A 14,927-nucleotide genomic window follows, 5' to 3' on the forward strand; every position below is an offset into this window, starting at 1 on the left:
GCTAAATATACTTGTTATTTTGACCAACATTCAATGGCTTGTTTTACCGTAAACTTGCCTTCAAGTAAGGCTCTACCCAATATCACACCGGCAACGTTTGTCGGTTTTAACACTTCAATATCATGTAAGCTACCTATGCCACCAGATGCCTGCCATTGAATATCAGGAAATTGCGCAGCAACTTCCGTATACAGACTGTCATTTGCACCTTGAAGCGTGCCGTCTCGACTAATGTCTGTGCACAGTACGTGCTTCAAGCCAACTTTCGAATAACGATTGATAAGCTCTTCAATAGAAACGCCTGAATCTTGCTGCCACCCGTGGGTTGCAACAAACTTGTTGCCTTTTTCGTCAATGTTGATGTCCAGTGCCAAAACAATGTGTTCTGGGCCAAATTCAAGCATCCATTGCTCAACCAATTCTGGTTGAGTAACCGCAAGCGATCCAATCACAACGCGCTCAACGCCCGCAGACAATAAGCCTTCAACATCTGCTTTAGTGCGCACACCGCCGCCGCTTTGGAATTTCATACGTTTAGTTGCAACCATTTCTGATATGAGAGTCAGCTGTCGTTTGCTAGTGTCTTTTGCACCAGTCAGGTCAACAATATGCAGCCATAGTGCGCCGTCGTCGGCATATTGATGCACAACATCAATCGGATCGAGTTTGTATTCGGTAGTCTGCTTATAGTCGCCTTGGTATAAACGAACCACTTTACCTTCGATTAAATCGATCGCTGGAATAATCATTTTACTTCCTTACAACTGAATAAAGTTTTTGAGTAACTGCGCGCCAGCGTCACTAGAACGCTCAGGATGAAACTGGACACCAAAAAAATTGTCTTTGTGAATAGCGGCTGAAAAGGTAGTCCCAATGTCGGCTTTCAGTTCTTCAGCACTTAGCTTGTCTGCATTTGCATTGTTGACTGACGCACTGGCACTCAACTGGCTTTTGTTGGACGAATAGTGACACGTAGCCAAGGTATGCTCATAGTCATCGATGGCATAGCTGTGCACAAAATAAAAATGTTCGCCGTCCGGTATGCCAGCAAATAAAGGGTTTTCATATTTACTGGTGACCCTATTCCAACCCATATGTGGCAAACGTAAATTGCCAACCTGCATGCGTTTTACGTGTCCGGGAATGAGGTTCAGGCTATTGGTCAAATCGGTTTTCCCAAATTCACCTTCCTGTGAGTCTGTTACCATCAACTGCATGCCCAGACAAACGCCGAGTGTAGGCTGTGTTAAAGAGCGCAGACAGTCGGCCAATGCCTTGCGATTGATGCTACTCATGGCGGCAGGAGCGCTTCCTACTCCGGGAAGCAGTACGCGCTGTGCTTTTGCAATAACGCCAACATCGTCAGATACATCTACTTGAATGCCTAAGCGTTCAAAGGCGAATTTAACTGACGATATATTTGCACAGCCTGTATTCACGATAACTAATGAACTCGACATTTATAGTGATCCTTTAGTACTCGGCAGGGCATTCCCTTCTTTCGCTATAGCTTGACGCAAAGCACGACCAAACACTTTAAACAAGCTCTCTACTTGGTGGTGAGCATTGCCCTCAGTGGTGGATAAATGCAGTGACAACCCCATTGATTGAGCAATTGAATAGAAGAAGTGAGGCACCATTTCAGTAGCCATGTCGCCAACGGAATCACGACTAAAGTTTGCATCAAACTGCAGGTGAGGGCGGTTTGAAATATCGATAAGGCATTCAGCACGACACTCGTCCATTGGCAAGGCAAAGCCGAAACGAGCGATACCACGCTTGTCTCCTAATGCTTTTTTCAGACATTCACCTAGTGCGAGTGCGGTATCTTCAACGCTGTGGTGATCATCAATGTGAAGGTCACCATCAACGCTTACATTTAAATAGAAGCCACCGTGTGTCGCTACTTGGTCAAGCATGTGATCAAAGAAACCCAAACCAGTGTGTATCTCTGGTTTTTGTGAACTGTCTAAATTCACTTTTACTCTAATATCCGTTTCTGATGTCGTCCTTACTACTTCTGCCGTGCGAGCCGTTATGGTCAATTGACTGGTGATCATTGGCCAATTATTAGAAACAGGGTCGTACTTGATGCCCTTTATGCCCATGTTTTCAGCAAGTTGGATATCGGTATCACGATCGCCAATAACAAATGAACGAGTAAAGTCGACTTTACCGGCCTGCAGATAATCTTTTACTAAGCCCAGTTTAGGCTTTCTGCAGCTACAGTTATCAGCGTCAAAGTGCGGGCAAATTAATACGTCGTCGAATAGCACACCCTGGCTTGCGAATATATTCATCATGGCATTATGCGGTAAATCGAAGTCGGCAGTAGGAAAACTATCAGTTCCTAAGCCATCTTGATTCGACACCATCACTAATTTGAAACCAGCTGCTTGGAGTTTGAGCAGTTCAGGGATGACATTAGGTTCGAAAACTAACTTTTCTAAGCTATCGAGTTGTTTGTCGACAGGGGGCTCTTCCACTAGAGTGCCATCGCGATCAATGAAAAGAATGGGTTGTTGACTCATATTATTGATTTCCGTCGGCAAAAAATGCCTTTATTAATGCTAATAATGTTTTGTTTTGTGCAGGATTACCAATCGTAATACGCAGACAGTTCTGCAAATTTATTTGCTTTGATTGGTCGCGAATTAACATTTTATGCTTAACGAGGTAAGCCATAAGTTCAGTTTTGCTTTGCGTTCTAAACAACACAAAATTGGCGTTAGTATCGCCGATAATTTGAATATCACCAATGTCAGCTAAGGTCGTTCTTAGTGAAATGAGTTCGGCTTTTAATACTTCAACGTCGTTACGCATTTTCGCCAGCCCTTGGTTTTCAAGTGCTTTACTAGCAATTTGAGCAACGGGTGCTGGAATAGGATAAGGCGCAATCACTTTTAATAATGTTTGAATAATATCTGACGATGCCAGTGTAAATCCACAGCGTAAACCGGCCAAAGCAAAGGCTTTTGACAGCGTCCGCAAAATCACTAAATTCTCATATTTACCAAGTAAGTCAGTTTGCGTTTGTGCTATATCGAATTCTATATAGGCTTCATCGACAACAACAATCGCTTGGTCTTTAAATGCTTCGAGCACCTCAACAATATCTCGTTGAGAAACACTTGTACCTGTTGGGTTGTTCGGCGAACAGATGAAGACGGCTTTGACTTTGCTAACGTAGCTTAATATATCAGGGATATTTAAGCTGAAATCGTTGTTGAGCAATGACCTGTGCACACCGACGTTGAACGTTTGTGCGCTAATTGCATACATTCCGTAGGTTGGAGGGCAAATAAGAATACTGTCTTTGCCTGCTTCACAAAATGCGCGCACGATAAGCTCTATGCCCTCATCAGCACCTCTAGTTACCAAGGTTTGTGATGCTTGTAAACTCGCATATTTTGCGTAGGCCTTAATAACGGTATCAGGCTGACAGTCAGGGTAACGGTTGAATACAGACGAATCGACAGCATACTCTCCCGCAAACGGAGATTCATTTGCGTTTAACCAAACTTGCTCGGCGTCTGCGCCAGACCCTGCGAACAACCGCCTGGCTGATTCGTAAGGAGTGAGTGCATTGACGTGCTCAACAGTCAAATCGCTTAACCAATTGCGGCTTTCTTTTGCGCTCATGGCTGTTTCCCAGATGGCACATCAAGATAAACCCGATCGTCAGTGCTCGCGTTGTTTTCAGATGGGGTCTCAGCCTGTTTAGAGGCACTGTCTGTTGCTGTATTATCTTCATCCGACTGCGTTAAGACGCTAGGCAGATCCAAACCAGTTAATCTGATTTTAACCGCATTTCTATGTGCATCTAAACCTTCAGCATCAGCTAAATCCATAATGGCATCACCAATATTCTCTAGCCCTTCGCGGGTTAGTTCTTGCACTGTATAGCGGCGCATGAAATCGAGTAAGCCTAGGCTTGAATAGTTTCGCGCATAGCCATAGGTTGGCAATACGTGATTAGTGCCGCTCGCGTAATCGCCAGCCGACTCGGGTGAGTATGCGCCAACAAAAATAGAGCCAGCATGTTTCAAGCTTTCTATTAGATCGCGTGCGTTGTCGGTTTGCACAATTAAGTGCTCTGGTGCGTAAGCGTTACTGACTAAAACGGATTCTTGAATGCTCTCAGTAAGGATGTAGCGACTGTTGTCGACAGCTTTACTTGCAATATCGCGACGCGAAAGCTGGGCGAGTTGCAGAACTACTTGTTGCTGTACTTTTGCAATAAGCGCGCGGTCATCGCTTACTAATACTGCTTGAGAGTCCGCACCATGTTCTGCTTGTGATAGTAAATCTGCAGCAACAAAACCAGCGTCTGCATTTGCGTCTGCAATAACTAACACTTCAGATGGACCTGCTGGCATGTCGATCGCTGCGCCGCCAACAGCTTGGCTAACCTGCTGTTTCGCTTCAGTGACAAAGCTGTTGCCAGGGCCGAATATTTTATCTACTTTGGGTATTGTTTCTGTGCCAAAAGCCATGGCGGCAATTGCCTGAGCGCCACCACAAAGATAAATATGTTGAATGCCACAAATTTTAGCAGCATAACAAATCTCCGGTGCAATAGTACCTTGTGGAGAGGGGGGCGTGCACAATATAGGTAAATCGCAACCAGCCACCTGTGCAGACACGCCTAACATCAACACAGTTGAGGGTAGCGGTGCACTGCCGCCGGGAATATATAAGCCAACTTTTTCAAGCGCCGCATGGCGCTGCTCACAAATCACGCCTGGTGAAGTTTCGATACGAATATCTTGCGGTAATTGCGCTTCGTGAAAAGTTTTGATATTCGCATACGCTTTATCAATTGCGGTTTTCACCTTGGCTTTGAGTTTGCTCTCGGCCTCATCAATTACGGCGGTATCCAAGCGTAAATTGCTTAATTCAGCACCATCAAATTGTTTCGTGTATTCAAACACCGCCGCGTCTTTATTCTGACGAACACGACTGAGTATTTTTGTGACGGTATCACGCAACATGACACTGTCTTTCATTGCCGGACGCAACAATGCTTCTATCTGTTGCTGTTCGGTTAGATTGCCCCACTCAATAATTGATTGCGACGACATCGTGATTACCCCATCATTTTTTCAATTGGCATAACAAGAATTGAGCTGCAGCCCAACGATTTTAATTTTTCCATGGTTTCCCAAAACAGAGTTTCGGAACTAACCACGTGTATCGCGACTAATTTTTCGTTTCCTGCTAAGGGCAATACCGTTGGATTCTCAGCGCCAGGCAGTAAGCTTTTGACTTGTTCTAAATATGCCTTGGGTGCATGCAGCATAATGTATTTACTTTCTTTAGCCTGCATCACCCCGTCAATACGAGGTAGCAAGCGATTTACTAGTGCCTGCTTGTCATCACTTAGTGGCTGAGATTTTTGAATGAGTACGGCTTTAGATTCAAAGATCACTTCCTCTTCACGCAGACCGTTAGCTTCTAGTGTCGCGCCTGTTGAGACTAAGTCGCATATTGCGTCAGCGACGCCTGCGCGAGGAGCAACCTCAACAGAGCCAGTTAACATGACAGCACTTGCGTCAATGTTTTTTTCTTTAAAATAACGCTCTAATAAATAAGGGTAGGTGGTCGCAACCTTTTTACCATTCAGTGAGGTAACGTCGTCGTATTTCATTTCATTTGGAATAGCAATCGACAATCTGCAGCCGCCGTAGTCTAAACGACGAAGCGTTTTAAAGTCTGCCGGACGCTTTGACGATTGGCGCTCTAGCATTTTCTCTTCAAGCTCATTTTCGCCAATAAAGCCCATATCGACAACACCGTCCATCACTAGACCAGGAATGTCGTCGTCTCTAACAAGCAATAAGTCGATAGGCTGATTGGTTGAATGAGCAATAAGCAAGCGATCTCTAATTTGTAGTTTGATGCCAATTGCTTTCAACAGCGCAATGCTGTCGTCGCTCAATCGACCTTTCTTTTGTACTGCAATTTTTAATCTTTTTGAATCGCTCATTTCTCGTTCCTTTAAATGCTTTCGCTTAATTACTATTACTTATTATATTGTTTATTAATAATGTTGCTGTTCACAAAATTGCTCTTGATAACTCGACTTTACAACTGACAAGCGCGGTTCATTTAAAACCGGTTAGGTAATTACGCAATGTAGTAGCTCTATCTAATACCCAATTAAGCCAAGAGAGATCGATTTGATTTTATCTATCGGTAAAATCAAACAAAAAGCCCCCGAAAGTTTCCTCTCGAGGGCTTCAAATTTCTTCAATGCCATGGAAAGGAAACCACACCCTTCCAGCACGAACCTGAAAGGTTATGCGTTCATATGATGATGATGGCTGAAATTTGCAATGTTCATGTTGGCTCTTATTAGTTCCGTATTCTTTGCGATTGTCGCGGCGAATTTTTTACGAGCACGAATGTTATATAACTTGATGTGCATAATCAACAGCAAACCCAAGAGAAATACACTTTGTTTTACATATCTCATGTTTTTTTTATATAACAAACAGCGGCAGTGGGATAATTTTTGCGTTTGTTGTTTGGTTTTTGTGCATTTCTCTGCCAGCTCGAACTGTTAATGTTGGTCTGATATTGCTTCCCAAGATTGCGCCTCTGGGGTCGCTTCTACCAGTTTCTTTTGTAGTTCGGCTTCAACTAAATTGGCGCTTCTTAATTCATGAATGGTGGCTTGAATTGTCATTCTAAACTGCTTTACTTCGCGCCAAAGCTTTAAAAAACGTTCGCGTTCATCACCGCTCATGCTGCTGCTCATTTCACTGTCACTGACCGCCAATAAAGGGCCCAAAATCTCATAGCCCTGCTGCAAACGTTCGCTTTGCTGAATTTCAAAAGAAGCTAAAGCTGGGCTGTCATTAGTTTGAGCAGGCTTAATGTCAGCTTCATTTGTATTAAAGCTAGAAAATCGTTCAACATATTCTTGCAGTTCAACACTATCAGCGCTCTGCCAAACTTTGAGTGAGTCGATATTCATTATTTCGTTGGATGTTGGATTAACAATCAACACCGTTGGTGTCGCAAAATAATGAGGATAGCCTACCAGCGTTGTGATGTCCCGTCGGTCTTCCAAGTAGCCGACATCTATAAATTGTGTAACAAAAGTGTCTGACAATACCGGCTGCATTTCTTCATTTGAAAAACGTTCGGCTAAGGTAACGCTATCATGGCACCACTGAGCGCCCAACACGATCAATGCATATTTATTTTCAGCCTTTGCTTTACTTAATGCCGTTTTGGCTTGCATTAGGGGATTCTCAGCAGGAGAAAACACATAACTTGGGAGCACTTTTTTATTGTCAGCCGCCAACGCTATAGTCGATGATGCGAACATAATTCCTATTAAAAATATAGGGATAAGTGATTTGTGCGGCTTTGATAAGGCATTAAGTAGTTTTGACATGTGAACACTCATTGACGATTTCTATCCGATGGTTAAAGCCAGAACAATATCACTTTTCATAATGAGAAACATTGAGATATAAGTGATTTGAGTAAATAAATAAGACCCGCAATAAATCAACAATTCATCGTCTTATAACGCTGTTTTAAATTCCATATCGATATGCATGATGCCGTCTTCATCATAGGGCTCACTGAACGGGGTGAAGCCAAGTTGGGTATAAAAATTTTGTAAATAGACCTGCGCACCTATTTGTATGTTGTGTTCCGGCCAATTTTGCTTACATAAACTCATTGCCTTCTGCATTAATAGCCCAGCTACGCCATTTCCACGAGCTGCGGCCGCCACGGCTACACGGCCAATACTTGAATCTGTATAAGAAACACCGGGTGCTATGCAACGAGCATAGGCGACAACATTGTTTGATAAGTGAGGAGAGTTATTGGTCTGAGCAGCTTGTTCAACTTCAAGCAGCAGATGCAATGTATCGGGCTGGATGTCTTTGTTGTCTAAATCAGGATATACGCAGTTTTGTTCTACCACGAATATATCACTGCGAAGCTTTAAGGCCTTATAAAGCAATAAGCCAGATAATTCCTCAAAGCGATAGCAATCGAATGAAGGGGCAGCCTTCTTTTTACTTAAGTTCAATGTTTTGCTCAGCCGTCATCGTATTTCGAATCACCTACTTTAGCTGAACATCACTGCTAGTTCTACCTATTTACTTTATGGCAACTGGTGCAACCGCCAGCAACTTTCCCTGCAAAGTAGTAACGAGGTTGTTCAAACGATGCAGCGACTCTGGCCTTATCAACTTTGCTCATAAAGTCTTGCATGTAGTCTTCCATGAATGGATGGTTTGCACCTTCACTTCCCGTTTTGAGTCTCGAAGCAATAGCGCTCATATTTCTTAGTGCATCAAGTACTTCTTCGCGCTGCGCTTCAATTTCATCTTCGGTTTCACCATATGGCTTTGCTAATGCTTGTTCGAGCAAACTCATTTGTTGTCCGAGTTTGTCCATATCTGAGCGCAAAACGGCCTGTTCAGTGTATTTAAATTCAGGCGCGTAAGTAACTTTACGCATGGACTCAGCAAATGGACTGCTGCACCCTGCTAAGATAATCGTGCTCGCAATTGCAGTAACAACAACCCTGCTAAAACTAACTCTTAACTTATTCATGCTTCTACACTCCTTTTGGCCGTTTGCAAGGGGCAAAACTACAGCGCCTTTTCAGTCTTTTGGATTATGGTAAATAATTCGTCTTTGAGATGAAGGCGACGCTTCTTCAGTGTTTCTAAATACTCATCTTCAACCGGCGAATTACCTTCTTCAAGCTTTCTCACTTCGCTGTCTAATTCATGGTAGCTATCCGCCAGCTTTGTAAAATGCGCGTCGTGCATTTTTAGATGGCGAATTGTATGGTGATGGTCGGGGAAATCGTTCAGTAATGTATGTTTTTCTACTTGCATGTTAATTATCCTAGATGGTGAGTGCTTTAGCTCATTCTAGGTCATTGTTTTTTTTATGTATTGATCTATATCATCTTATGCATCAACGCTGCAGAAACTTTATGGATTAGTAATGTTTCGCTCTATTCAATACAGCAGTGCTAAACGTGAAGGCAGTGCTGTGTTGTCTGGCTAGTCACTTACAGAAAGGCTTCCCAAATATTTTGGCTTGCAGGGCCTTCAGTCTTGATAGATACCGCACCACTGGCCACTTTTTCTATTGCATCAGCAATGTTGTTGATGTCACGTTCACTCATACAAGGATGCAGGCTAACTCTTACCCAGCCGGGTTTCAAACTTTGAAACTCGTCATCAAGTTGATCAGTAATGCTTTTAGACGTGGAGTAATCAATGTCCAATAAATGATGACCATAGGTGCCAGCGCAAGCGCAGCCCCCGCGAGTTTCTACTTGAAAATCATCACTGAGGCGTTGAACTGCGGTTTTGTAATCAATATCACTAAACACAATTGAGAAAACGCTGAGGCGATGCCTATGTTGATCAGATAGAATGCGCACGCCTTTTATGTCTTTGAGGCGATCAAAGAAAATCGTATTTAAATATTGCTCACGTTCACAAATGCGTTTAGTACCCATTTCTTCTTTCAACTGGATTGCCATCGCGGTTCTTATCGTTTGTAAGATGCCCGGAGTGCCGCCGCTTTCACGCTGTTCGATATCCGTAACAAAACGATGCTCACCCCAAGGGTTAGTCCATAGTACTGTTCCGCCGCCCGGCTGCTCAGGGACTTTATTTTGATAAAGGTGCTTATTAAAAAACAGCACGCCCGATGAACCCGGTCCACCTAGAAATTTATGTGGTGAGAAAAATATGGCATCGAGCCATTCATCTTTTGCAGGATGCAGATCGATGTCAACATAAGGTCCGGAGGCGGCAAAATCGACGAAGCAAAAGCCCGACTTTTCATGCATTATTTTAGCTATTTTACGATAGGGCGTTTCGATACCGGTTACATTGGATGCAGCGGTAATAGAGGCTATTTTAATTTTCCGACCAGTCTCTTTTGCCAAATCTTGTGCGAGCCAGTCTATATCAATTTCATCGCCCGGCAAGGCAGGGATAATTCTAAGTTCGACTAGACTTTCAATCCACATTGTATGATTGCTATGGTGTTCACGATGAGTAATATAAACCAAAGGTCGTTCAGTCATGCTCGCAACAACGGCAGCACGATGCTGCTCGTGGCACCACCAACCCATCATTCGCATTAATTTGGCCAAGGCACCTGTCATGCCGTTACCTACGTTTAGCAAAATGTCGTCAGTTGAGGCATTCACATGTTTCTTAATCACTTGCTCAGCTTCATGCAACCAGGTAGTCATGACTCTACCCGTGTAGCTGTCTTCAGTGTGAGTATTCGCCATTAAACCGCCGACCATATTAATAATGCGATCTTCTATAGGGCGAAACAGGCGCCCACTGGCAGTCCAGTCAGCATAAATTCTGTTCTTGTAGTTAGGGTCAACAACGAGTTGGCTCGCTATATGCGCCCAAAATTCGTTATCCGAATCTTTGTTGTCTGCTTTGAACATCGACTGAGCTATTTTATTCATGTGATAGCGATCCGGTGCGTTTGATGTTGTTTATGATAACAAGCGTTGTCTAGTATTTAGTTCTCTTATTTGAAGTATTAATAGGGTTTTGAGGTTATGTATTCTATTAATTTTATTTTTAATGAAAATTTTATCTAAGATATTACATTATTGGTATTGTTTTGTTCTGTCATTTATCCTAATGAATGTAATGCTTTTCCAAGCAAAGCACTGCGTTCATATGCATAAACTGGCCTATATTTACTGCCAATAGAATGTATGCAGTCGTCAATGTTATACGATACTTGTAACTTCACACTTGTTTGGATAAGGTTCGATTGCTTATAAATTGACAAGTTAATTGACCACTAATGTATTTTGGGAAGGCTTCGCTTATGACTAAACCATTTGTTACTAAACCTGTAAATAATGAAGCGCCAATGTCAAAGGATAGACGAAATGCACTAAAAAGCGTCGCTAAGATTGGTGCGATAGCAGCGAGCATGCCTTTGTCAACATTTGCGATTGGCCAGTCGAAACCTAAGCTGAGGATTTTAGGTACACACGTTACCTTACAAGAGGAGTTGCGCACAAAAGCCATGCAAGACTTGGGTATTGACTTAGTGTTTGAGCCTAAGGGCAGTGCCGCTGTCTTGCAAAAGGCAGCGATGTCGCCCAACAGCTTTGATTTATATGAGCAATGGTCAAATAGTATCAATGTGTTGTGGCGTTCTGGATCTATTCAAGCAATAGACAAACGAAGGATTACGCATTGGGATGAGATAAATACACTTACCAAAACAGGTAAAATTACTCCCAACGCCAATTTTGGAGCTGGCGATGCGCCATATAAACTGCTACATATTCAAAAAGACCAGTCTCTCGGGAATAACGATACCAATAGCATTAGTTTTTTGCCATATGTGCATAACGTTGACTCTTTTGGCTACAACACGGAAGTAATAGCAAGGGGCACTCCCTATGAAACGGAAAGCTGGGGTTGGTTATTGGATAAAAAATATAGTGGCAAAGTAGCGGTTATTAACGCTCCATCAATAGGCTTATTTGACTTAGCTTTGTCTGCTCAGGCACAAGGACTGGTCGCATTTAACGACATTGGTGCTATGACCAAAGAGGAATTGAACAAGTTGTTTGATGTGTTAATTAAATACAAACAAGAGGGGCACTTCAGCGGCTTTTGGACTTCAGTACCAGAGTCGGTTCGGTTTATGAAAACAAAACGTGTGGTCATTGAGAGCATGTTTTCTCCTGCAGTTTCCAGTTTAAATGGTCAAGGAGTGCCTGTTACCTTCGCAGCTCCGAAAGAAGGTTACAGAGGTTGGCATGGAGTGATGTGTTTGTCGTCTCAAACTAAAGGGCGCATGCAGGACGTTGCCTATGAATATATGAATTGGTGGTTATCGGGTTGGCCAGGTGCCTTTATCGCTAGGCAAGGTTACTATATTTCTAATCCGCAACGTTCTCAGCAGTATTTGTCACAGGCCGAATTCGACTATTGGTATCAAGGTAAAGCTGCAAGTGAAAACCTGAATGGAACCGATGGCAAAATCTCCGTTCATAAAGGCGATATCCGAACGGGGGGGAGTTATGAAAGACGCTTCGAAAATGTTGCTGTATGGAATACGATAATGCCTACTTACGAATACAGCGTAGAAAAATGGTATGAGTTCTTAAGTGCCTAAGCTTTCACGCCGATAAGCAGAAAAGCGAGTAAACTATAAATTCAAGGGCACACATATTGGCAACATGAAGACTTCATTACAAACACAAATATTACTACTGCTGTTTATTTTTATTCTCATTCTAATGGGCCAGTTTTTCTTTACCAAAAACAATCAAAGCAAACTGGTCAAAGCATTCCAAGATTATCAAAATACGTCAGCGGAAGAACGTGTATTTAAAGAATTGGAGCGAGATGTATTAGCTCTACAGCGCTATGTTTTAATTTTTAAAGATACGGGTAGTTCGTCGTCGATAAGTCAATTTAATGCATTAATTATCGAGTTAAGAGAGAGACTTAACTTAATCACTAATAATTTGCCAGCCTATCACTCTGACGATAACACTATCGAAAAGTTAGCGGCAATGCAGCTGCATTTAGATGAGTATCAAGAAAATTTTTCTTCCGTGGTCACTGCTAAAGAACAAAGCGATGAGTTCTTGGAAACGGGCGTGCTTCTTGAAATTAAAAAAATATTGCAAGATGAGTCAGTAGAAAGTGAAAGAAAAGGCCTACAAAATCTGTTTTTTCACTTACTAAACGCAGAAACACTCACATTTCAATACCACTTAGACCCGAGTTCGAAATTGAAACAGGCTGTTGTAGATGCACTAATGTCAGCGCGCGGTGTTATTCAGCAAACGATGCTGAACAGCAATGCTCGCGAGCGACTCACACAGCAAGTAGCAGCGATAGAGCAACAATTTGGTAAGCTTGCTCACACTCAACAGGGCTATACCTTTTTAGTTAATGTGGTAATGGCCGGTTCTGCCAATGAATTTCTGTATTTAGCCAACGATTTGTCGAGCCGAGCGGCAGCATACTCTTTGCAGACAAATAAGAGTATTAAAGCCAATATTGAGGAGGCACAAACTCAAATCAATATTTCGTCTCTTACTGGCTTAATTGTGACTTTTGTGGTCGCCTTTTTTGGTGCTTTCCGACTCATCAATCCGATAAAGGCTATTACCAATGTGTTTGAGCAACTAGCCAAGGGCGATAGCGACTTTGCTATTCCTTTTATTAAAAGAAACGATGAAATTGGAAAACTCGCTCGCGCAGCAAATGTATTTAATCAAAAAAATATTCAAACAAAGGAGTTGCTAGAACACTCACAGCAGCTTAACAACCAGTTAAAAGAAGCCAAACTTTTGGCCGAAAAAGCGAATGCATCAAAAAGTATTTTTCTTGCAAATATGAGTCATGAAATTAGAACTCCTATGAATGGTATTGTAGGCCTAGTAGATATTTCTTTGCGTCAAAACCCCAGTTCTGAAATTAAAAATAATCTTGAGAAAATTTCGTATTCGTCTCAAATCCTAATGAATGTAATAAACGACATTTTAGACTTTTCTAAAATTGAAGCTGGCAAACTAGAAATTGAAAATAGCCTGTTTTCATTTTCGTCGTTATTTGACACCTTGCTGTCAGTATCTTTGGTAAGAGCTTCTGAAAAAAATCTGGATATTGCTCTTTACGTCGATCCACTGCTTCCGATAAATGCAGTCGGAGACCCCTTACGTTTATCACAAGTTCTGCTGAACTTAACCAATAACGCGACCAAATTTACGCATAACGGGCATATTAAAATATCGTTTTTATATACTAATGACGAGCAATCGGATGGCTTTCTCTTAACAGTTTCTATTGCAGATACTGGTATAGGACTAGATGCACAACAAATAGATACGATTTTTCAACCGTTTAAACAAGCGGATGAATCCATCAGTAGGAAGTTTGGAGGGACTGGCCTTGGTTTGACGATTGTTAGTCAATTAATGACGCTGATGGGTGGAGAGTTATCAGTCACGTCCGAACTGGGCAAAGGCAGCGTGTTCACTTGTACCTTTAAACTGCAGCATCAAGAAGATGAACAGCAGAATTTATTAGCTGATGCTGAAAAAAGTTTTCAAAAGCCTATAATGTACCTATGTGACACCAATGAACCCGTGCTTTACAGTGACTATATCAAGCATATTTCTAGCCATGTCGACTATCAGCCGCTGTTGGAGTGGGAGGCGCATCTAACTACTTTAACGCCACCGCATATGGTCATTTTAGATATTCGAGATGGTCGTCAAGCGCGCAGCCTGCAAGGACTCATTGAGGAACTTAAAAAACGCAAGATAAGCTTTGCAAGCATCGTCAATACCCAGCCGAATCAACTAAACACTATTTTAAAATCGCAATGGCAGTGCCCTGTGCTGCAACATCCATTCACGCCAAATCAGTTTTATAATTTCGCCCAACTATTATACGGATATGACGATGCTTCTAATGAGCACTTTCATCAACAATCACTATCGGAAGCGCACTCGTCCGGCGATGCCGAAGCACAGTTTATGGGGCACGTTTTATTAGTAGAAGATAACAGTATTAATCAGCTTGTGGCAGGTGAAATGTTGCGTTCATTTGGTTTAACGTTTGATATCGCCGAAGATGGTAATCAAGCGATTACAAAGTTTACAAACGCGCCACACTACGACTTGATATTAATGGATATCCAAATGCCAATGCTAAGCGGTCTCGATGCAACTAAAGCCATTCGCGAAAGAGGTTACAACGATGTTCCTATTATTGGTTTATCAGCAAATGCAATGAAAGAAGACTATGCTGCCGCCTTGGCTGCTGGAATGAATGAATACTTAACCAAGCCAATTAGACGCAAATCATTATTAGTCTCTATTGAACGCTACTTATCAGCTTCGTAATGCA

General features: G+C 42.4%; 13 protein-coding genes. 2 read left to right on the forward strand and 11 right to left on the reverse strand.

Annotated features, from left to right (window positions below):
* Positions 1-14 precede the first annotated feature (14 nt).
* The 11 genes from hisA to GNIT_RS05615 all read right to left on the reverse strand — a co-directional run bounded on the left by hisA (position 15) and on the right by GNIT_RS05615 (position 10,492).
* Positions 15-749, reverse strand: coding sequence for a 1-(5-phosphoribosyl)-5-[(5-phosphoribosylamino)methylideneamino]imidazole-4-carboxamide isomerase (gene hisA / locus GNIT_RS05565; protein ID WP_014108171.1), 735 nt, complete (start codon positions 747-749; stop codon positions 15-17).
* A gap of 9 nt (positions 750-758) precedes the next feature.
* Positions 759-1,460, reverse strand: coding sequence for an imidazole glycerol phosphate synthase subunit HisH (hisH, locus tag GNIT_RS05570; RefSeq protein ID WP_014108172.1), 702 nt, complete (start codon positions 1,458-1,460; stop codon positions 759-761).
* Positions 1,461-2,531, reverse strand: coding sequence for a bifunctional histidinol-phosphatase/imidazoleglycerol-phosphate dehydratase HisB (hisB, locus tag GNIT_RS05575; protein WP_014108173.1), 1,071 nt, complete (start codon positions 2,529-2,531; stop codon positions 1,461-1,463).
* A 1-nt stretch (position 2,532) separates the two neighbouring features.
* Positions 2,533-3,642, reverse strand: coding sequence for a histidinol-phosphate transaminase (hisC, locus tag GNIT_RS05580; protein ID WP_014108174.1), 1,110 nt, complete (start codon positions 3,640-3,642; stop codon positions 2,533-2,535).
* The gene (gene hisD / locus GNIT_RS05585) at positions 3,639-5,084 is read right to left on the reverse strand and encodes a histidinol dehydrogenase (RefSeq protein WP_014108175.1); all 1,446 of its coding nucleotides are present in this window, start codon (positions 5,082-5,084) and stop codon (positions 3,639-3,641) included. Before hisD ends, hisC begins: the two co-directional genes overlap by 4 nt.
* A 5-nt stretch (positions 5,085-5,089) precedes the next feature.
* Positions 5,090-5,989: an ATP phosphoribosyltransferase gene (gene hisG, locus GNIT_RS05590; RefSeq protein ID WP_014108176.1), complete on the reverse strand. Its 900-nt coding sequence runs from the start codon at positions 5,987-5,989 to the stop codon at positions 5,090-5,092.
* Positions 5,990-6,565: 576 nt separating this feature from the next.
* Positions 6,566-7,408 (reverse strand): thioredoxin family protein, encoded by an 843-nt coding sequence (locus tag GNIT_RS05595; RefSeq protein WP_014108179.1) that lies wholly within the window; start codon positions 7,406-7,408, stop codon positions 6,566-6,568.
* 132 nt (positions 7,409-7,540) lie between these two features.
* Complete coding sequence (locus GNIT_RS05600) at positions 7,541-8,059, reverse strand: GNAT family N-acetyltransferase (RefSeq protein ID WP_014108180.1); 519 nt, start codon at positions 8,057-8,059, stop codon at positions 7,541-7,543.
* Positions 8,060-8,121: 62 nt separating this feature from the next.
* Positions 8,122-8,589, reverse strand: coding sequence for a hypothetical protein (locus GNIT_RS05605; protein ID WP_014108181.1), 468 nt, complete (start codon positions 8,587-8,589; stop codon positions 8,122-8,124).
* A gap of 38 nt (positions 8,590-8,627) precedes the next feature.
* Positions 8,628-8,879, reverse strand: coding sequence for an HP1242/YdcH family protein (locus GNIT_RS05610; RefSeq protein ID WP_014108182.1), 252 nt, complete (start codon positions 8,877-8,879; stop codon positions 8,628-8,630).
* Positions 8,880-9,058: 179 nt separating this feature from the next.
* A complete protein-coding gene (locus GNIT_RS05615) occupies positions 9,059-10,492 on the reverse strand; it encodes an aminotransferase class V-fold PLP-dependent enzyme (protein ID WP_014108183.1) in 1,434 nt (477 codons plus the stop codon).
* Positions 10,493-10,866: 374 nt separating this feature from the next.
* On the opposite strand from GNIT_RS05615, the gene GNIT_RS05620 reads away from it, so the two are divergent.
* A complete protein-coding gene (locus GNIT_RS05620) occupies positions 10,867-12,174 on the forward strand; it encodes an ABC transporter substrate-binding protein (RefSeq protein WP_014108184.1) in 1,308 nt (435 codons plus the stop codon).
* Between the two features lie 64 nt (positions 12,175-12,238).
* A complete protein-coding gene (locus tag GNIT_RS05625; protein WP_014108185.1) occupies positions 12,239-14,923 on the forward strand; it encodes an ATP-binding protein in 2,685 nt (894 codons plus the stop codon).
* Positions 14,924-14,927: the final 4 nt, after the last annotated feature.

Source organism: Glaciecola nitratireducens FR1064 (assembly GCF_000226565.1).
GTDB lineage: Bacteria > Pseudomonadota > Gammaproteobacteria > Enterobacterales > Alteromonadaceae > Glaciecola > Glaciecola nitratireducens.